This window comes from Bailinhaonella thermotolerans, from assembly GCF_003594875.1.
GTDB lineage: Bacteria > Actinomycetota > Actinomycetes > Streptosporangiales > Streptosporangiaceae > Bailinhaonella > Bailinhaonella thermotolerans.
The window spans coordinates 127,956-147,502 of the sequence record NZ_QZEY01000006.1 but is presented as its reverse complement, the minus strand read 5'-3'; the positions used below and the strand labels follow the sequence as shown (position 1 = coordinate 147,502).

At 72.9% G+C, this 19,547-nt stretch carries 18 protein-coding genes; 7 read left to right on the top strand and 11 right to left on the bottom strand.

Annotation, left to right across the window (positions count from 1 at the left end):
• Window positions 1-111: 111 nt before the first annotated feature.
• The 7 genes from mnhG to D5H75_RS18315 all read right to left on the bottom strand — a co-directional run bounded on the left by mnhG (window position 112) and on the right by D5H75_RS18315 (window position 8,638).
• Window positions 112-468, bottom strand: a complete 357-nt coding sequence (mnhG, locus tag D5H75_RS18350; RefSeq protein WP_119927696.1) for a monovalent cation/H(+) antiporter subunit G — start codon at window positions 466-468, stop codon at window positions 112-114.
• Window positions 465-734 (bottom strand): MrpF/PhaF family protein, encoded by a 270-nt coding sequence (locus D5H75_RS18345; protein ID WP_242454342.1) that lies wholly within the window; start codon window positions 732-734, stop codon window positions 465-467. The genes mnhG and D5H75_RS18345 overlap by 4 nt, the downstream gene beginning before the upstream one ends.
• Window positions 731-1,267, bottom strand: coding sequence for a Na+/H+ antiporter subunit E (locus D5H75_RS18340; RefSeq protein ID WP_119927695.1), 537 nt, complete (start codon window positions 1,265-1,267; stop codon window positions 731-733). Before D5H75_RS18340 ends, D5H75_RS18345 begins: the two co-directional genes overlap by 4 nt.
• On the bottom strand, window positions 1,264-2,877 hold the full coding sequence (locus D5H75_RS18335) for a Na+/H+ antiporter subunit D (RefSeq protein ID WP_202638276.1): 1,614 nt from the start codon (window positions 2,875-2,877) through the stop codon (window positions 1,264-1,266). Before D5H75_RS18335 ends, D5H75_RS18340 begins: the two co-directional genes overlap by 4 nt.
• On the bottom strand, window positions 2,874-3,680 hold the full coding sequence (locus tag D5H75_RS41680) for a Na(+)/H(+) antiporter subunit C (protein WP_202638275.1): 807 nt from the start codon (window positions 3,678-3,680) through the stop codon (window positions 2,874-2,876). The genes D5H75_RS18335 and D5H75_RS41680 overlap by 4 nt, the downstream gene beginning before the upstream one ends.
• Complete coding sequence (locus tag D5H75_RS18325; protein ID WP_119927693.1) at window positions 3,677-6,565, bottom strand: Na+/H+ antiporter subunit A; 2,889 nt, start codon at window positions 6,563-6,565, stop codon at window positions 3,677-3,679. The genes D5H75_RS41680 and D5H75_RS18325 overlap by 4 nt, the downstream gene beginning before the upstream one ends.
• Window positions 6,566-7,201: 636 nt before the next feature.
• Complete coding sequence (locus D5H75_RS18315) at window positions 7,202-8,638, bottom strand: DUF7059 domain-containing protein (RefSeq protein ID WP_422674037.1); 1,437 nt, start codon at window positions 8,636-8,638, stop codon at window positions 7,202-7,204.
• Between the two features lie 45 nt (window positions 8,639-8,683).
• On the opposite strand from D5H75_RS18315, the gene D5H75_RS18310 reads away from it, so the two are divergent.
• From D5H75_RS18310 to D5H75_RS18300, 3 genes are all read left to right on the top strand, one after another.
• Entirely contained in the window at window positions 8,684-10,213 is a 1,530-nt protein-coding gene (locus D5H75_RS18310; RefSeq protein ID WP_119927863.1) for an acyl-CoA synthetase, read from the top strand.
• A 142-nt stretch (window positions 10,214-10,355) separates the two neighbouring features.
• A complete protein-coding gene (locus D5H75_RS18305; protein WP_119927691.1) occupies window positions 10,356-12,719 on the top strand; it encodes an ExeM/NucH family extracellular endonuclease in 2,364 nt (787 codons plus the stop codon).
• A 172-nt stretch (window positions 12,720-12,891) separates the two neighbouring features.
• On the top strand, window positions 12,892-13,638 hold the full coding sequence (locus D5H75_RS18300) for a hypothetical protein (protein WP_119927690.1): 747 nt from the start codon (window positions 12,892-12,894) through the stop codon (window positions 13,636-13,638).
• 48 nt (window positions 13,639-13,686) lie between these two features.
• Here D5H75_RS18300 and D5H75_RS18295 read toward each other — a convergent pair whose 3' ends face one another.
• Together D5H75_RS18295 and D5H75_RS18290 are read right to left on the bottom strand one after the other, a co-directional pair.
• Window positions 13,687-13,866: a DUF397 domain-containing protein gene (locus D5H75_RS18295; RefSeq protein ID WP_340137767.1), complete on the bottom strand. Its 180-nt coding sequence runs from the start codon at window positions 13,864-13,866 to the stop codon at window positions 13,687-13,689.
• Window positions 13,863-14,735: a helix-turn-helix domain-containing protein gene (locus D5H75_RS18290; RefSeq protein WP_119927688.1), complete on the bottom strand. Its 873-nt coding sequence runs from the start codon at window positions 14,733-14,735 to the stop codon at window positions 13,863-13,865. Before D5H75_RS18290 ends, D5H75_RS18295 begins: the two co-directional genes overlap by 4 nt.
• A 174-nt stretch (window positions 14,736-14,909) precedes the next feature.
• Here D5H75_RS18290 and D5H75_RS18285 point away from each other — a divergent pair, with 174 nt between their 5' ends.
• From D5H75_RS18285 to trxA, 4 genes are all read left to right on the top strand, one after another.
• Window positions 14,910-15,182: a hypothetical protein gene (locus D5H75_RS18285; protein ID WP_119927687.1), complete on the top strand. Its 273-nt coding sequence runs from the start codon at window positions 14,910-14,912 to the stop codon at window positions 15,180-15,182.
• Between the two features lie 208 nt (window positions 15,183-15,390).
• A complete protein-coding gene (locus tag D5H75_RS18280) occupies window positions 15,391-16,545 on the top strand; it encodes a sensor histidine kinase (protein ID WP_206781960.1) in 1,155 nt (384 codons plus the stop codon).
• Window positions 16,542-17,198 carry a response regulator gene (locus D5H75_RS18275; RefSeq protein WP_119927862.1) on the top strand — a complete coding sequence of 219 codons (657 nt, stop codon included), beginning with the start codon at window positions 16,542-16,544 and terminating at the stop codon, window positions 17,196-17,198. The genes D5H75_RS18280 and D5H75_RS18275 overlap by 4 nt, the downstream gene beginning before the upstream one ends.
• Before the next feature lie 231 nt (window positions 17,199-17,429).
• Entirely contained in the window at window positions 17,430-17,831 is a 402-nt protein-coding gene (gene trxA / locus D5H75_RS18270; protein WP_119927685.1) for a thioredoxin, read from the top strand.
• A 198-nt stretch (window positions 17,832-18,029) separates the two neighbouring features.
• Here trxA and D5H75_RS18265 read toward each other — a convergent pair whose 3' ends face one another.
• Window positions 18,030-19,085 carry an SPFH domain-containing protein gene (locus D5H75_RS18265; protein WP_119927684.1) on the bottom strand — a complete coding sequence of 352 codons (1,056 nt, stop codon included), beginning with the start codon at window positions 19,083-19,085 and terminating at the stop codon, window positions 18,030-18,032.
• A 2-nt stretch (window positions 19,086-19,087) separates the two neighbouring features.
• Window positions 19,088-19,519: an NfeD family protein gene (locus D5H75_RS18260; RefSeq protein WP_119927683.1), complete on the bottom strand. Its 432-nt coding sequence runs from the start codon at window positions 19,517-19,519 to the stop codon at window positions 19,088-19,090.
• Between the last annotated feature and the right edge of the window lie 28 nt (window positions 19,520-19,547).

Genomic DNA, 19,547 nt, shown 5'->3' with positions numbered 1-19,547 from the left:
GATCCGTACGCCCCGGATCCCGCGGGCCACGCACGCGCCCGACGGCGGGTCATGCCGTCCGGGCGGGGACGCGGAGGCTCGGGCCGTACGGCACACGGCCGCCGGGCCCGGTCAGAGGCCGGGTTTGTTCTGGGGGGGTTGGGTGCCGGCCAGGTCGTCGGAGATGAGGAGGTCGCGGCGGATCCTGCGGGTGCGGTAGGCGGCGCGGCCGGCCATGTGGGCGGCGACGGGGACGGTGAGGAGCTGGAAGGCGGCTATGAGGACGAGCATGCAGATGTCGGCGGGGTCGCGCAGGCGCAGGCCGAGGCCGACGAGGACGAGGAGGAGGCCGAGGACCTGGGGCTTGGCGGCGGCGTGCATGCGGGTGAGGGTGTCGGGGAAGCGGAGCAGGCCCACGCCCGCGATGAGGCTGAGCAGGGATCCGAGGACGAGGCAGACTCCGGCCGCGGCGTCGAGGGCGCCGGTCACGTGGCGTTCCTGTCGGGGCGGGAGGCGAACCGGGCGACCGTGACGGAGCTGGTGAAGCCCAGGACGGACAGCACGATGAGGGTGGGGAGCGTGGTGTCGTGGCGGCCCACCGCGGCCTCCACGCTGACGGCGGCCATGACCACGGCGACCATGGCGTCGAGGGCGACGGCGCGGTCGAGCATGGACGGGCCGCGCGCCAGCCGGGCGACGGCCATGGTCGCGGCGGCGGTGAGCAGGAGCACGGCGACGGCGTAGAAGACGGTCACGAGCGTTCGACCCTCCGGAGATCGCTGGTGGAGCCGACGGCGCGGACGAGACGCCGCTCCAGGTCGCGCACCTGGCGGCGGACGCGTTCGATGCCCTCCTGGTCCGACACGTCGAGCGAGTGCACGTACAGGGTGCCGGTGGCGCGGCGCACCTCGATGATCACGCTGCCGGGCACCAGCGACAGCGCGAGCGCGATCAGGGTCAGCATCAGGTCCGAGCGGCTGCGCAGGTCCACGGCGACCACCGCGCAGGACGGCTCCCGGCCGAAGCGGAAGATCGCGCGGGTGACCTGGGCGCTCGCCTGGACCAGCTCGACGGCGAACCGGCCGAGGAAGCGCAGGCAGGCCAGCGGGCGCAGGTGCTGGCCCCGCTCGGGCGGGGGCTGGGGGAACAGCAGGGCCATGAGGACGACGAGCGCCGTGCCCGCGAGCACGTTCGCGACGCTGAGGTCGCCCCAGAGCAGCACCCAGATGATGACCATGCCCAGGGTGAACCCGGGCGTCATCGTGCCGCGCCGCGTGCGCCCGCTCACCGGCCGATCCCCGGGAACACGGCGTGGATGTAGGCGTCCTGCCGGAGCGACTCGGTGGCGGCGCGGTCGGCGTAGGCGATGAGCGGGCCGGCGAACGGGGTGAACGCCAGGCTCATCACGACCAGCGCGATCGTGGAGCCGAGCATCAGCCGGGGGAACCGCGCGGCCGTCACCGAGCTCTCGCCCAGCCCGGTGGTGTCGGTGCGCAGCTCCGGGCTCCGCGCCGCGTGCTCCTCGGGCCCGGGCGAGGAGACCACCGTGCCCGGCTCCGCGACCGGCCCCCGGGGCCTGCGCCAGAACGCCGCCCCCCACGCCCGGCTCACGGCGTACAGGGTGAGCAGGCTGGTCGCGATGGCCGCGCCCAGCAGGACGTACGCCGCGGGGGTGCCCATGATCGCGCCCGCCTGGAGCAGTCCCAGCTTGCCGAGGAACCCCGACATGGGCGGGATGCCGGCCAGATTGAGCGCCGGGACCAGGTACACCACCCCGATCAGCGGCGACACCCGCGCCAGGCCGCCCAGCCTGCCGAGGTTGGTGCTGCCGCCGCGGCGCTCGATGAGCCCGGTCACCAGGAAGAGCGTGGCCTGCACGGTGATGTGGTGGAACGCGTAGAAGATCGCGCCGGACATGCCGTCCACGGTCCCGAGGGCGACCCCGAAGATCATGTAGCCGATGTGGCTGACCAGCGTGAACGACAGCATGCGGCGGAGGTCGGCCTGCACGATCGCGCCGAGGATGCCGACGATCATCGTGAGGAACGCGCCGACCATGAGCAGCAGGCCGAGCCGGTCCCCGGGGAACAGCAGGGTCTGCGCGCGGATGATCGCGTACACGCCGACCTTGGTGAGCAGCCCGGCGAACGCGGCGGTCACCGGGGCCGGGGCGGTCGGGTAGGAGTCCGGCAGCCACATCGACAGCGGGAACACCGCCGCCTTGACCGCGAACGCCGTGATCAGCATGACGTGGAGGACCAGCGCGACGTCGGGCGGCAGCAGCGCGATCCGCACGGCGAGCTGCGCCATGTTCACCGTGCCCGTCGCCGCGTAGATCATCGCCACGGAGACCAGGAACGACAGCGACGACAGCATGCCCACGATCACGTACGTCGCGCCCGACCGGATGCGCGGGCCGGTGCCGCCCATGGTGATCAGCACGTAGCTGGCGACGAGCAGGATCTCGAAGCCGACGAACATGTTGAACAGGTCCCCGGCGAGGAACGCGTCGGAGACGCCGGCGACCAGGATCAGGAACGTCGGGTGGTAGACGGTCAGCGGGCCGGACGCGCCCTGGTCCACCGCGCCCTGGCCGATCGAGTAGATCAGGATGCACAGCACCACCGTGGACGTGATGACCAGCATCATCGCCGACAGCCGGTCGGCGACCATGGTGATGCCGACGCCCGGGGAGAACCCGCCGAGCGTGAGGACCAGCGGCCCGTCGCGGTCGTCCGCGGCGAAGAGCAGGGCGATCTCGGTGAGGAGCGTGACGATGGTCACGACGACGCTGATCAGCCCCTGCAGCCGGTTGCCGCGCGGCCCGATGATGAACTTCACCCCGGCGGCGAGCAGCGGCAGCACCACGGGGAGCGGGATCAGGTACTCGACCTTCACAGCTCCTCCTCGTCCTCGACGTCCTCGGCCCGCGCCTGGTGGACGCGCGACTCCCGGATGTGCCTGCGCAGCTCGCGCCGGGCCGCGCGCCACTCCCAGAACATGGCCCGGCGCGCCTCCCGCTCCCGGCGGCGCTGCCAGCGCATCTTGTCGCGCAGGTCGCGCTCGGCGGCGGCGATCCGGCGCTCGTGGCGGGCGTACTCCGACAGGGCCTCCAGCCGGTCCCGCTCCGCGCTCTCGCGGGTCTCCGGGTCGTCCGAGGGCGCCGCCTCGACGCGCTCCACGCGCTCGCGGGCCTCGGCGAGCAGCCGCTCCAGCTCCGCCCGCCGTTCGCGCTCCTCGGCGCGCACCTCCTCGAAACGCCGCCGCAGGCCCTCGCGCCGTTCCGCCGACCGCCGCCGGAACCGCTCGCGTTCCTCGCGCAGCAGCTCGCGGACCTCCGCGCGCTCGGTCCTGGTGACGATGCGCCGGTCCTCGACGTCGTCGGGCACCTCGTCGTCCCCGAAGAGCTGCCAGCCCCGGTACGCCATTGCCAGCAGGAACGAGGTCATGCCCATCGTGATCACGATGGCGGTGAGGATCATGGCCTGGGGGAGCGGGTCGGACATCCGGTCCGGCGGTGTCACCCCCAGCACGGGCGCGCCCCCGCCGGGCCCGCCCGCGGCCAGGAGCAGCAGGTTCCCGGCGTTGCCCAGGATCACCATGCCCATGATCACCCGGGTCAGGATCCGGTCCAGGATCAGGTGCACCCCGGCGGCGGCCAGCACCCCGGCGGTCACGAGCAGCACGAGGGAGGTCGTCATACGACCGTCTCCTCGCGGCGTTCCCCGGGCCGGGCCTCGCGCTCGACCTGCCCGTCGATGCCCGCGCCCAGGCTGCGCAGGATGTCCAGGACGAGCCCGGTCACCAGCAGGTAGACGCCGAGGTCGAAGAACAGCGAGGACGACAGGTGCACCTTGCCCAGCAGCGGGACGGCCCCCTCCCACACGCCCAGGGTCAGCACGGACCCGCCGAACAGCAGCCCGGCCAGGCCGGTCAGGCAGGACAGGGCCAGGCCCAGGCCGATCAGCAGCCCGGGGCCGACCGGGGCCGCCTCCGACAGCTCGTACCGCCCGCCCGCCAGATACCGGATGACCAGCCCGAAGCCCGCCACGATCGCCGCCGCGAAGCCCCCGCCGGGGCTGCTCCCGGCACTGAACAGCAGGTACAGCGAGAGCAGGATGATCGGGGGGAACACCAGCCGGGCGACCACCTCGAAGATCAGGGAGCGCCGCTCGTCGGCCAGGGTCTCGCTGCCCCGCAGCCACGGCCGCTCGGGCCGGTCGGCCTTGGCCTGGCTCCACTCCGGCGGCGGCTCCTCCTCGTCGCCCTCCGGGGACCAGGCCCACACGTTCCGCGGCGAGGTCTCGGCGGCCGGGTCGGGCAGGTGCCGCGGCGCGCGGTGCCGCAGGAAGATCAGGCTGGTGAGCCCGGCCGCCGCGATGCCCAGCACCGCGCTCTCGCCCAGCGTGTCCCACGACCGGATCTCGACGATCAGGGCACTGATGATGTTGTGCTCATGCAGGTCGGCCACGGTCTTGGGGAACACCACCGAGACCGGGGGCAGCGACCGCGCCCCGGTCGCGAGCACGCCCACCACGACCACCACCACCCCGACCGCCACCGCGATCACCGAGTGGGTCACGCGGCGCACGGGCGAGAGCTTCTCGGTGAAGTGAACCGGCAGCCGCCGCAGCACCAGGATGAAGATCACCAGGCTGAGGGTCTCGACGAGGAACTGCGTCAGCGCCAGGTCCGGCGCCCCGTGGAGCACGAACAGCATCGCCGTGCCGTACCCGGTGACGCCGACGAGCACGACGGTGGTGAGCCGCCGCCGGGCCCGCAGCGCCAGCGCCGCCCCGACGATCACGAAGCCCGCGGGCACGAGCTGGGCCGGGGCGTCCCACACGTGCGCGATCGCCGGCGGCCACGGCGAGCCCAGCAGCAGCGCGCCGGTGACGAGCACGATCGCGGTGACCAGGATGACGCCGAGGTACGACGGGAGTGAGCCGCGCTGGGTGTACCCGGTGATCTGGAGGGCGGCCCGGTCCACCCGGTACAGCAGGTCGCGGTACACCTCCTGCCCGTCCGCGAGCGCGAGCCGCGCCCCCAGCCGGGCCACCGGCTCCCGCGCCAGGAACAGCCCCGTCCCGGCGGCGATCACGAGCAGCGTCAGCGCGAGCGGGACGCCCACGCCGTGCCACAGCGCCAGCCCCTCCACCGGCCGGTCGCCCTCGGGGAAGGTCCGGGCGTACGGCGTGAGCGCCGCGTTCAGCGGGCCCGCCACCAGCCCGGCGACGAGCCCGGCCAGGGACAGGACCACGGGCGCGGCGAGGAACAGCGGGCCGGGGCGGTGGACCTCGCGCGGCTCGGCCCCCGGCTTGGGCGCGAACGCCCCCCACAGGTAGCGGGCGCTGTAGGCGAACGTGAGCACCGACCCGGCCACCAGCGCCGCGAGGGTCACCGTGGCCGTCGTGCCGTCGTGGGTGTAGGCGGTGAACGCCGCCTCCTTGGCGACGAAGCCCAGCAGCGGCGGCAGCCCGGCCATCGAGGCCGCGGCGAGCACGGAGGCCCAGAACGGCACCGGCAGCTCGCGCCGCAGCCCCGTCAGCCTCCGCAGGTCGCGGGTCCCGGTGGCGTGGTCGATGATCCCGGTGACCAGGAACAGCGTGGACTTGAACAGCGCGTGCGCGAGCAGCAGCGCGACGCCCGCCAGCGCCGCCTCCCGGGTGCCGGTGGCCACCAGCGTGGTCAGGAACCCGAGCTGGCTCACCGTCCCGTACGCCAGCACCAGCTTCAGGTCGGTCTCCCGCAGCGCCCGCCACCCGGCCAGCACCATCGTGAGCGCGCCGAGCGCCATCGCCGTGACGCGCCAGGCGGCCACGTCGTGGAACGCCGGGGACAGCCGCGCGACCAGGTAGACCCCGGCCTTGACCATCGCCGCGGCGTGCAGGTACGCGCTGACCGGGGTGGGCGCGGTCATGGCCGACGGCAGCCACACGCTGAACGGCAGGATCGCCGACTTCGACAGCGCCCCCACGAGGATGAGCACCAGCGCGGCGGTCACCTCGGGCCCGCGCGGCGGCTGGGTCACGATCACCGAGAGCCGCCACGTCTCGGCGACCGTGCTCAGCATGACCAGCCCGAGCAGCATGACCAGGCCGCCGAACGTGGTCACGAGCAGGGCCTGGAGCGCCGAGCGCCGGGCCTCGAGCCGCCCCCCGTCCTGCCCGATCAGCAGGTACGAGAAGACCGTGGTCAGCTCCCAGAAGACGTAGAGCAGCACCAGGTCGTCGGCGAGCACCAGCCCGAGCATCGACGCCGCGAACGCCAGGAAGTACCCGGCGAACCTCGGCAGGCCCTCCTCGCCCGCCTCGAAGTACCGCGAGCAGTACAGCACCACCAGCCCGCCGACCCCGGTGACCAGGGCCGCCATCAGCAGCGACAGCGCGTCCAGCCGGAAGGCCAGGTTCAGGTTGTACGACGGCACCCAGTGGATCAGGTCGAGCCCGCGCCGGGTCGCGAGCAGCCAGCAGAGCGCGGCGAACAGCGGCACGGACAACAGCACGAAGGCGTTCCGCCCGATGGACCGCACGACCCAGGGTGCGGCGAGCGCCACGACGAAGAGCGCGGCGACGAGTGCCGTCACGCGTCACCTTCCCCCCGGTAAGGCCCCACCCGTCCCCGGCGAGTCTAAAGATCAGGCCCTCTCACCTGCGCTTTCCCACGCCGCCCGGGCCCAAATCCGTTGCCGGGCGCCCGCCGGGCCCACGCCGTACGGCGAGCGCGGGCGTCCCGGAGACGCGCACAGGCGGCGGCGCACGGCGAGCGGCGCGCACGGCGAGCGGCGCGCACGGCGAGCGGCGCGCACGGCGAGCGGCGCGCACGGCGAGCGGCGCGCACGGCGAGCGGCGCGCACGGCGAGCGGCGCGCACGGCGAGCGGCGCGCACGGCGAGCGGCGCGCACGGCGAGCGGCGCGCACGGCGAGCGGCGCGCACGGCGAGCGGCGCGCACGGCGAGCGGCGCGCACGGCGAGCGGCGCGCACGGCGAGCGGCGCGCACGGCGAGCGGCGCGCACGGCGAGCGGCGCGCACGGCGAGCGGCGCGCACGGCGAGCGGCGCGCACGGCGAGCGGCGCGCACGGCGAGCGGCGCGCACGGCGAGCGGCGCGCACGGCGAGCGGCGCGCACGGCGAGCGGCGCGCACGGCGAGCGGCGCGCACGGCCAGCGGCGCGCACGGCGAGGACCGCCGCGCGCTGCACCGCGCTCAGGAAAGGGGAGGGATCAGTCCCCGGCGACCGAGAAGAAACCGTCGGCGACGAGGGGGCGGAGGGCGGCTGGGGCGCGGTCGCGGAGCGCGGCCTCGTCCTCCCCGGTGAGCTGGGCGATCGCGGACAGCAGCGGCCCGAGCGGCATCGTGCCGTCGCAGACCCCCGCGAGCGCCGCCTCGACCGTCCCCACCTGGGCGGACCGCATCAGCCCCCGCGTCTGGCGCAGCACGATCCGCTCGGGGTCCTCGGCCCCGGGCGGTCCCACGCGCTCCTCGACGAGGCCGTCCGCGGCGCGCAGCACCACCGAGTCCCAGGACTCCACGCGCTCGGCGGTGGTGAACGCGCCGAACACGTCCCCGGCGTACGCCCCGACGGGCAGCTCGACGCGGTGCCGCAGTTCCTCGACCCGGACCACCGGCCGTTGCGCCCCGGAGGCGTGCAGGCTGATCCAGCCGAAGCCGATCCCGGTGACGCCGAGCGAGTCGAACCAGCCGAGCCAGGAGTCGTACAGCTCCGTGTAGCGCGCGGTCCCGGCCTCGACCGAGTCGCGCAGCCACAGCTCGACGTATTCGGCGGGGTCCTGCACGTCGCGCTGCACGACCCAGCCGTCACACCCGGTGCCGGCCAGCCAGCCGCCCACCCGGTCCTGCCAGGGCTCCGCGTCCGTGTGCAGCCAGTTCGCCAGCAGGTGGCACCAGCCGTCCGGCTCCAGGTGGCCGGGCGCGCCCCGCACCAGCTCGGCGCACACGTCATCGCCGTTCAGCCCCGACTCCCGGTACGTGAACCGCCCGCGCGGCGAGATCACGAAGGGCGGGTTCGACACCACCAGGTCGAACCGCCGCCCCGCCACCGGCTCGAACAGCGAGCCCTCCGCCGTCTCCACGTTCGCGACGCCCGAGAGCGCGAAGCTCAGCGCGGACAGCTCCAGCGCGCGAGGGTTCACGTCGGTCGCGGTGACGGCCCCGGCCCGCCGGGACAGGTGCAGCGCCTGCACCCCGCAGCCGGTGCCGAGGTCGAGCGCGGTCTCCACGCCGTGCCGTACGGCGAGCTGCGCCAGGTTGGCCGACGCGCCGCCCGCGCCGACCACGTGGTCGGGCCGCAGGGCGGGGTCGCCGGGCCGTACCTTGAGGTCGGACACCAGGTAGAACGTCTCGTCGCCGTCCTCCCACGGCTGGATGTGCACCGCCGCGCGGACCTCGTCCCCGGCCACGGTCACCAGGCCCGGCGGGAGGTCGCCGAGCACCCGCCGGGCGTCGGCCGCGCCCACCGGGACCTGCAGCCACCACAGGCGGATCAGCACGCCCAGCGGGTCGAGGTCGGCCGTGGCGCGCAGCGCGGGGACGATCTCCTCCCTGGACAGGGCGGTCGCGGCGGCGTCGCCCAGGCGCCGCCGTACGCCGTCGATGGTGTAGTCGCAGGCGAGGAAGGTCTCGCGGAGTCGTTCGAGCACGAAGCCTATTCTCAGCGAGGATCAAACCGAGTAGCGTTCGGTTTCATGCACCTCGGAGCCGTCGCAGCGCAGACGCCCGACAGGCCGGCCGTGATCATGGCGGGTTCTGGGCGCGTCATCACCTACCGTGAGCTGGACGAGGAGTCGAACCGGCTCGCCCGGCTGCTTCACGCCGAGGGCCTGCGCCCCGGCGACCACATCGCGTTCATGCTGGAGAACCATCCGCTGTTCCTGGCCGTCGCGTGGGCGGCGCAACGGTCGGGGCTCTACTACACGGCGATCAGCCCGCGCCTGCAGGCCGACGAGCTGGCCTACATCGTGGACAACTGCGAGGCCAAGGTCTTCGTCTCCTCGGCCGCGCTCGCCGGCGTCGCCACCTCGATCACCGCCGGCACGCCCCGGGTCGCCCGCCGGCTCATGCTGGACGGCGTCGCGGAGGGGTTCGACTCCTACGAGAAGGCCGTGTCCGCGCACCCCGGCGAGCCGCTTCCGGACGAGTGCGAGGGCGTGGACATGCTGTACTCCTCCGGCACCACCGGGCGGCCGAAGGGGGTCAAGCCCACGCTGTCCAGGGCCCCGATGGGCACGCCCGGCCCGCTGCTCCAGCTCATCCAGTTCCTCTTCGACCCCGCGCCCGGCTCGGTGTACCTCTCGCCGGCGCCGCTCTACCACGCCGCGCCGCTGCGGTACTGCATGACGTTCCAGCGGCTCGGCGCGACCATCGTCGTCATGGAGAGGTTCGACGCCGAGGGCGCGCTCGCCGCGATCGAGCGGTACGGCGTCACGCACAGCCAGTGGGTGCCGACGCACTTCATCCGCATGCTCAAGCTGCCGGAGGAGACGCGGCGGAAGCACGACCTGTCGAGCCTGCGGTACGCCATCCACGCCGCCGCGCCGTGCCCGATCCCGGTCAAGCGGGCCATGCTCGACTGGTGGGGGCCGGTGGTGCACGAGTACTACGCCGGGACGGAGGGCAACGGCTTCCTGTACGCGGGGCCGCGGGACTGGCTCGCGCACCCGGGCACGGTCGGCCGGCCGCTGCTCGGCGTGGTGCACATCCTGGACGAGAACGGCGACGAGCTGCCCCCGGGCGAGCACGGCACGGTCTACTTCTCCGACGGGCCGCGCTTCGAGTACCACGGCGACCCGCGCAAGACCGCGGACTCGCTGGACCCCAAGGGCCGGGGCTGGTCCACCCTCGGCGACATCGGGTACCTCGACGAGGAGGGCTTCCTCTACCTCACCGACCGCAGGTCGTACATGATCATCTCGGGCGGGGTGAACATCTACCCGCAGGAGGCCGAGAACGTGCTCGCCGTGCACCCCAAGGTGGCGGACGTGGCCGTGCTCGGCGTGCCGCACCCGGAGATGGGCGAGGAGGTCAAGGCCGTCGTCCAGCCGGCGTCCCCCGGCGAGGCGGGGCCGGAGCTGGAAGCGGAGCTGATCGCGTACTGCCGGGAGAGGCTCGCGCACTACAAGTGCCCGCGCTCGGTGGACTTCCGCGACGAGCTGCCCCGGCACCCCACGGGTAAGCTCTACAAGCGGCTCCTCAAGGCGGAGTACTGGGGGACCTAGTTCCGGTGTGAGGGGTTTGTTCCCGTACGGCTTGGCAAGTCTGCGCCGTCGTCCTGGGAGACGCGGGAGGGTGTTCGGCAGGTTACGCCAAATTCGCCGGAAAGTTGCGAAATCGTCGAAACCCACCCATACGCTCCCGACCATGCGTCTTCTCTCCCGGGCGGCGGCCGCCCTCACCACGGCGGGTCTCGCCGTGGGCGGCCTCGTCTCCCTCAACCTCGCCCCGGCCTCCGCCGAGCCGGGCGCCGTCGTCATCAGCCAGGTGTACGGCGGAGGCGGCAACTCCGGCGCCCCCTACACCCACGACTTCGTCGAGCTCTTCAACCGGGGCTCCGCCCCGGTGTCGCTGGCTGGCTGGACCGTCCAGTACACCAGCGCCGCCGGCACCGGGCACTTCGCGGCCAACAAGGTCGCGCTGTCCGGCACCGTCGCGCCCGGCGGATACCACCTCGTCCAGCTCGGCGCCGGCGCCGGCAACGGCGCCGCCCTGCCCGCCCCCGACACCACGGGCGGCATCGCGATGGGCGGCACCGGTGGCAAGGTCGCCCTCGTCGGCTCCGCGGACGGCCTGGCCTGCAACGGCAGGTCCGCGCCGTGCACCCCCGAGCAGCTCGCCCAGATCCGCGACCTCGTGGCGTACGGCTCCGCCGACTTCTACGAGGGCACCGGCCCGGCCCCCGCCCTGTCGAACACGACGGCGGGCCTGCGCAAGGGCGGCGGCTGCGCCGACACCGACGACAACGCGGCCGACGTCGAGGCCGGCGCCCCCGCGCCGCGCAACTCCGCCTCCCCGGCCGCCCCGTGCGGCGGCTCCACCCCGGACCCGACCCCCACGGCGACGGCCACCCCGACCCCGACGCCGTCCCCCACGGCCTCGCCGGACTGCGACACCCCGGTCACGCACCAGATCGCCGAGGTCCAGGGCACGGGCGACGCGAGCCCGCTGGCCGGCAAGGCCGTCCGGGTCGAGGGCGTCGTCACCGCCGACTTCCAGGCCCCCGGGCAGCTCAACGGCTTCTACGTGCAGGACGACACCCCCGACGCGGACCCCAGGACCTCCGAGGGCCTGTTCGTCCACGCCCCGGCCTCCGCGGGCGATGTCAAGCCCGGTGACCGCGTGCGCGTCTCCGGCACGGTCAAGGAGTACGAGGGCCTGACCGAGGTGACCTCCGTCAGCGACCTCGACGTCTGCGGCACCGGCTCCGTCCGCCCCCTGGCGTACAAGCTGCCCCGGCCCGAGGGCGTCACGTTCGAGCCGGTCGAGGGCATGCTCACGACCTTCCGCGAGCCGCTGACGGTCACCGACCACTACCGCCTCGGGCAGTACGGCGAGATCGCCGTCTCCTCCGAGGGCCGGGTCTTCCAGCCGACCGACCGCGAGGGCGTCTCCAAGGAGCTCAACGCCCGCCGTACCCTCGTCATCGACGACGCCGCGCCCGGCACGTTCCCGGCGACGATCCCGCACACGACCCCGCGCGTGGTCCGCCTCGGCGACACCACCCTCGGCGTGACCGGCGTGATGAGCGAGTTCAAGGGGCACCGCCTGCTGCCCACCAAGCGCGTGGACTTCCTGCGCACCAACCCGCGCCTGCCCGCCCCGCTGCCGCTGTTCGGCAACGTCAAGGTGGCCGGCTTCAACACGCTCAACTGGTTCACCACCGACAACCCGCCCGGGCGCGGCGCCAACAACGCCGCCGAGCGGGAGCGCCAGCTCGCCAAGCTGGTCGCGGCGATCAAGGGCCTGAACGCCGACGTCGTCGGCCTCATGGAGGTCGAGAACAACGGCGACACCGCGCTGAACGCCCTCGTCGAGGCCGTCAACGCGAAGCTGGGCGCGGGCACCTACAAGGGGATCACGCACCCGCTCCCGGGCACCGACCAGATCAAGGTCGCGATGATGTACAAGCCGGCCAAGGTCTCCCCGGTCGGCGCGGCGATCTCCGACCCGAACCCGGTCTACAGCCGCCCGCCGCTCGCCCAGACGTTCCAGCGCGCCGGCGGCAGCGAGCCGTTCACCCTGATCGTCAACCACTTCAAGTCCAAGGGCTGCGGCGACGCGACCGGCCCCGACGCCGACCACGGCCAGGGCTGCTGGAACGCCACCCGCGTCAAGCAGGCCGAGGCGATCAACGCCTTCATCGCCGGGAAGAAGCTGCCCAACCCGATGGTCCTCGGCGACCTCAACGCCTACGGCGAGGAGGACCCGATCAAGACCCTGGAGAAGGCCGGCCTGCGCAGCGTCACCAAGCGCTTCGTCCCGGCGCCCCTCCGGTACAGCTACCTGTTCCAGGGCCAGCTCGGCGAGCTCGACCACGCCCTCACCGGCGGGAACCTGAGCGCCCGCGTCACCGGCGCGACGATCTGGCACATCAACAGCGACGAGACCGCCTTCCAGGATTACAACATCTACAAGGACGACAAGCAGCCGGACTTCTACACCCCGGACGCCTTCCGCTCCTCCGACCACGACCCGGTCCTGATCGCGCTGAACCTGCGCCGCCGCTGACCGGACCCGCCATCCCGTACGGCCCCCGCCCCGTGGCGGGGGCCGTACCCATCCATATTCCAGGAAGACCGATGGGGCGGCGTTGATGTGCCACGGGGCCCGGGGATGTTCAGGGGGGACCGGTCGGGGTATGCGGGGCGGTTGACCGTTCCCTCCGACGGTGGAAGTCGCCATGGAACTCAAGATTCTGAACCCCCAGCCCAGGTACCGCATGGTGCCGTTCCAGGAGCCGTCCCCCAACGGCTACATCCACCTCGCCGCCGCCGTACGGCCGCCGTCCGGGCGGGTGCCGCGCCCCGGGACGGGGGCGGGGAAGCAGGCGCTGCTGGCCCGGCTCAAGACCCTGGCGCACGACCTCGACGACCTCGGCGACGTCGTCAAGGCGACCGTCTACCGCGCGGTCGTCATCCCGCCCGTCGTCACCGGCTACGCCCGCATCGCCGCCGCCCGCCCCGCCCGGTACGACGTGGTCGTGCTGGTCGAGACGGCCACGCCGGACGTGATCGGCGCGGTCGAGGACAGCGAGCCGTACCGCCAGATGCTCCAGGCGGTGCAGGGCGTCACCAAGGACGTGCACGTCATGAACGCGCGGTGCGCCCGCCGCCTCGGCGACGTGGACAAGAACCGGCAGGGCCTGTTCCTGTTCAACTACTTCGTGGCCGAGGACCCCGGCGTCGCGCTGGAGCTGTGGGAGCACCTGGCCGGCTGGTTCGTGGTCGAGACCGGCCTGGACAACTCCACCCTGCTCCAGCCGATCGGGGAGTCCGCCTACACCTTCGTCAACCACGCGCGCTGGGACGTGAGCTTCCCGCGCTTCGCCGCGCGCGCCTTCGCCAAGCCGAGCTTCCGCTCCTACGTCTCGGCCAACCTCCTGCTCAACCGCACCGGCTCCATGCCGGCCTTCTACCGCCTGGCCTGATCACGGTCGTACGGCCCGCGCCCGCTCTGGCGCGGGCCGTACGGCGGATCAGTCCTCGACCATGTCGTCGAACTCGCCGTCCTTGACGCCGAGGGTGAAGGCCTCCCATTCGCTGGGGGTGAAGGCGAGGACGGGGCCGTCGGGGTTCTTGGAGTCGCGCATCAGGTAGAGGTATTCGGCGTCGGCCTTGTGTGGGATGTCCACCTCCCCGGCCGCCACCCGCGTCACCTCGACGCAATCCCCGCCCGTGGAACCGCTGCGCCGGGACTTGCGCCAGACCGTGCCATCTGCGTCCATGCCTTCTCCATCTCGCGGAGCAGGTCGACGCTCGCCTTGGCCGGAAGCGCGACGGCCCGGATGGCGTCGAACCTGACGTTGGCTGCTGCTACGTCCTCATCTCGGTCGGTCACGGTGCCGCCGAAGGGACCCTCAGAGTAGACGCTATCGCGCCCGTTGTCGCCGCGGCGCGTGGCGAGCGCGAACGGCCCGGGAAGCCCCGCGTGGGCTCCCGTGTCGAACGGGATGAGCTGGATCGTCAGCCGGGGTCTCACGGCGGCCTCGACGAGGGCGGCGAGCTGACCGGCCATGACGGCGGCCGACCCGACCGGGCGGAGGAGCGCCGCCTCGTCGATCAGGGCGGTGAAGATGGGGGCGTCGCCGCCGGAGAGGATGTCCTGCCGCTCCAGGCGTGCCTGGGTCAGCCTCTCCACCTCCTCGGCCGACTTGTCCGATTCCACGCTGAAGAGCGCGTGGGCGTACTCGTAGGTCTGGAGGAGCCCGGGGACGACGAGGGGCTGCCAGGAGCGCAGCCGGTAGGCCTCCTGTTCGATCTCGAACCAGGAGCGGAACCAGGCGGGGTAGGCGGCGGCGCGGGTGCGTTCCCAGAGGCGGGTGAGCGCGCCGCCGGTCTGGAGGACCCGGTCGCAGTGGTCGACGAACGTGGAGTCGGGGGCGCGGCGCGCCGTCTCGACGTGGCCGACCTGGCTGGAGGAGTAGCCGATGCGGGCGGCCAACTGCTCCTGGGACATCTCCGCCTGCTGGCGCCAGATCCGCAGCTCCTCGCCGAACCAGCGCAGGTGATTATCGCTTTTGGGCATGACTCACCTTCCGGTAAGAGCGCTTTTCCGATACGCGGAAACTACATCTCGCCTACGGGAAAGGGGGGTGGAAATGGAGGGGGATGGAGTTATGGAGTGTGTGCGGAGCGTATCGCGGGCGTGGTCATATGGCCACACGAAGGGAAACGCGAACGATTCGAGGTGGTGGGGCCGATGGCCGGGGAAGAGCTCGTCGCGCATCTGAGGAGGCTGGGCGACGAGGTCGCCGAATTCGGGTTGCGGGCGCGCGTGTGCGCCGAGCGGAATGGCTGGCCCTATCTGCGGGTGGTCAACCCCGAGGCGGAGACCATGGCCGAGAACGTGAGCTGCGCGACCGGCGCGTACGTCTGGAGCTGGGGCGACCGGATCGGCCCGGTGGGGAACCCGCGCCGCGTCGCGCTGGTCATCGCCCGCGTTCTCGCCGTACGGGAGGACGCCCCCGGCTGAACCCGGCGACCCGGGTACGGCGGGCGTCCGGAGCCGGGGCGCCCCGCCGTACCCGGGATCGCCGATTCCGGCGGTCCGGTTTTCGGCTTCCGTCAGTTGTATGCCGTAAGGTCTACCCCTGTCCGCGTATATGCGTAGGCCGACCTATGCCGTGAGGATGATGCGCGAATTCGAGGGGACGCCGCCTCCGAAATCGGTGGTGCGGCGCGTGTCGGGGTGGATCGGCGATCACTGGCAGCTCGCGGACGCCCTCCTGGCGGCGGGGGTCTGCGTCTTCCTGCTGATTCACGTGCCGTATTCCGGGCACAGCATCACCGCGCGCGTGCCCTGGAGCTTCCTCGGCGACCTGGCGGCGTACGCCAGCCTGGCGCTGCGGCGGAGGTACCCCATCCCGGTGCTCGTGCTCGTCTGGGGGCTGTGGCTGGCGAGCGGCCGGTGGGACGTGTGGACGGAGTTCAACGGGACCTGGGCCGAGCTGGGCACCCCGACCGCGCTCATGTACACGCTCTACACCGCCGCCAACTGGTCCGGCTCACGGTGGAGCCAGGTGGTGCTGGCGGCCACGCTCGCGCCCGCGCTGGTGGCGCTCGCGCAGGCGGCCGGGGTGGAGACGCCCGCGTTCGTGCCACCGCCGAACCCGCCCCAGTCCTACCCGCTGTCGTTCCTGCTCTGCGCGGGGGTGTGGGGCGTGGGCCGGGCGCTGCGGATCCAGCGGGCCGCCGCCGAGAGCGCGCGGGAGAACCACGCTCAGGCCGTACTCGCCGAGGAGCGAGTGCGGATCGCCCGCGAGCTGCACGACATCGTCGCCCACAACGTCAGCGCCATGGTCATCCAGTCGGCGGCGGCCTCGGCCGCGCTGCGGTCCCGGGACGAGGCCGAGGCCGCGGTCGCGCTCAAGGCGATCGGGTCGCTGGGCACGACGGCGCTGGACGAGCTGCGCATGCTCCTCGGGGTGCTGCGCGACGCGCCGGTCGATTCGCGGCCGGGGATCGAGGCGATAACCGACCTCGCCGACCGCCTGCCATTGGATGTGCGATTGAATATAGAACCGCCTCCCCGGGAGATCCCCGAGGAGGCCGCCCTGACGGCCTACCGCATCGTCCAGGAAGCTCTGACCAACACGCTCAAGCATGCTGGGAAGGACGCGACCGCCACCGTGCAGCTCAGCTACACAGACAAGGGCCTGGCCGTCGAGGTGGCCGACGACGGCGGCCGCAACCGGCCGGACCGCCCGAGGCTCCCCGGAGCGGGGCACGGCCTCGCGGGCATCCGCGAACGCGCCGAGACGCTCGGCGGCGTCGTCGAGGCGGCACCGCTGCGGCCCCGCGGGTTCCGGGTGAGGGCGCTGGTGCCGTGGACGTGATCCGTGTCGTCCTGGTGGACGACCAGGAACTCGTGCGCACGGGTTTCCGCCTCGTGCTGCGCGGCGCCGAGGGCGTCGAGGTCGTCGGCGAGGCCGCGGACGGCCGGCGCGCGCTCGACCTGCTGGAGACCGTCGAGGCCGACGTCGTGGTCATGGACGTGCGCATGCCGGAGATGGACGGCCTGGAGGCGACCCGCCGCCTCTGCGCGCGCGGCCCGCTGCCCAAGGTGCTCATCCTGACGACGTTCGACCTGGACGAGTACGTCTTCGACGCGCTCAAGGCCGGGGCGAGCGGCTTCCTGCTCAAGGACACCGCCGCGCACTCCCTCATCGAGGCGATCCGCGTCGTGCACGCGGGCGACTCGGTGATCGCGCCCTCCGTCACGCGCCGGCTCATCACCCGCTTCATCCCGCGCCTGCCCGGCCGGGACGACGCCCCGGACGAGCGTGCGTCCCGGCTGAGCCCCCGCGAGCGCGAGGTCCTGGCCGAGATCGCCGCGGGCCTGTCCAACGCGGAGATAGCCGAGCGGATGTACCTCTCGGAAGGCACGGTCCGCACCCACGTGAGCCGGATCCTGAGCAAGCTGGGCCTGCGGGACCGGGTCCAGGCGGTGGTCTTCGCCTACGAGAACGGCCTGACGCAGCCGGGGTGACCGGGCCCGCCGCGCCGGCGCCGCGACGGCCTCGCGCCCGGCACTTCCGGATCCGGGGGTACGGCGGGCCGTCGCGGGAGCCGGTAAAGCCGGTAAAGCCGGTAAAGCCGGCGTCAGCCGTACCGGCCGGGCGTTGACCCGGCGGCCGGGGGACGGCGAAGATCTCTCCTCGGGACGGTAATCGGGCCCGCCGCGGGGAATCCCTGGATCGAAGGGCGTGTTGGAGGGGGCATGGCGACAATCGAGGTAACCGAGCAGAACTTCGATCAGGTGGCGGACGAGGGCATCGTCCTGCTCGACTTCTGGGCGGCCTGGTGCGGCCCGTGCCGGATGTTCGGGCCCATCTTCGAGAAGGCCTCGGAGAAGCACACCGACGTGAAGTTCGGCAAGATCGACACCGAGGCGCAGCAGGCGCTGGCGGCCGGGTTCGAGATCACCTCGATCCCCACGGTGATGGCGATCCGCGACGGCATCGTGGTCTACGCCCAGCCGGGCGCGCTTCCGGCCGAGGCCCTGGAGGACCTGATCGGCCAGGTCCGCGCGCTGGACATGGACGCGATCCGCGAGGAGATCCGCAAGGACATGGCGGCCAACGACCCCACCGGCTCCGCCAACCCCGACACCCGGCAGTGACACCGCCGGCGACCTGACGACTTCCCGGGCCGCCCTCGCCCGACCGGCGAGGAAGCGGCCCGCCGTCGTTCATGGCGCCGCCCGTCCAGCCGCGAGCCGGGCCGCCGTGAGGCGTCGCGCCCGCCGTTCAACCTCGCGCCAGCCGTACAACCTCGCGCCGGCTGTTCAGCACCCGCTCCGGGTCGTCAGACGGGGCCGTCAGACGTCGCGACCCGGCCCGTCCGTGGACGGGCGCTCGGCGGTCGCGGGGGAGGGGCCGGCGGAGGCGTCGAACGCCGCCTGTCCGGCGCGCCGGGACTCGATCTCGCGCGGCGTGTCCTCCTCGTCCCGTCCCGCGGCGGACGGCTCGTCCGTACGGCGGGGCTTGGCCGGGGCCAGCTCGCCGGTGCCGGTGAAGGCGCTGGTGATCGTCTGGAGGGCGGAGGTGACCTCGCCCGGGATGACCCAGAACGTGTTCCCCTGGCTCTCGGCGATCTTCGGCAGGGTCTGGAGGTACTGGTAGGCCAGGACGCCGGGGTCGGCCTCGTTCTCGTGGACGGCCTGGAAGACGTTCTCGATGGCCTTGGCCTGGCCCTCCGCGCGCAGGATCGCCGCCTGGCGCTCGCCCTCGGCGGTCAGGATCGCGCTCTGCTTCTCGCCCTCGGCGGTGAGGATCTTGGCCTGGCGCTGGCCCTCGGCCGTGAGGATCGCGGCGCGCTTGTCCCGCTCGGCGCGCATCTGCTTCTCCATGGCCTCCTTTATCGTCGCCGGCGGGTCGATGGCCTTGATCTCCACCCGGTTGACGCGCAGGCCCCACTTGCCGGTGGCCTCGTCGAGCACGCCCCGCAGCAGGCTGTTGATCTGGTCGCGCGAGGTCAGCGTCTTCTCCAGGTCCAGCCCGCCGACCACGTTGCGCAGCGTCGTGACCGTGAGCTGCTCGACCGCCTGGATGTAGTTGGCGATCTCGTAGGAGGCCGCGCGCGGGTCGGTGACCTGGAAGTACAGCACCGTGTCGATGTTGACGACGAGGTTGTCCTCGGTGATCACCGGCTGCGGGCGGAACGAGACCACCTGCTCGCGCAGGTCGATCAGCGGGCGCACCCGGTCGATGTACGGGATGACGAAGTTCAGGCCGGGCGTCAGCGTGCGCTGGTAACGGCCCAGGCGCTCCACGTTGGCGGCGCGCGCCTGCGGAACGATGCGCACGGTGCGCAGGACCGTGATGATCACGATCAGCGCGGCGACGATTCCGGCGACCAGGCCGGCGATCTCCATGACTACTCCCGCGGGTAGACGAGGGCCGTGGCGCCCTCGATCTCCATGATGTCCACGGTCGCCCCCGGCGGGATCACCAGGGTCTCGTCGTAGGCGCGCGCGGACCACTCCTCGCCGCCGATGCGCACGCGCCCGGAGCGGCCGGTGACCTCCTGGACGACGTACGCGCTGCGCCCGACCAGGGCCTGCACGCCGAACCGCTGCGCCTGCGGCTGCTGGAGGAACCGCTTGGTCAGCGGCCGCACCAGGATCAGCGCGGCCAGCGAGGCGACCGCGAACACGATCAGCTCGACGCCCACGCCGAGCCCGAGCGCCGCGACTCCCGCCGTGAGCAGCGCCGCCACGGCGAGCAGCCCGAGTGAGGCGGTCAGCGTGAACACCTCGGCGATGCCGAGCGCCGCCGCCACGATCAGCCAGATGATCCACGAGTCCATCGCATCGGCCTCCCGGAGCCCCTTGCCC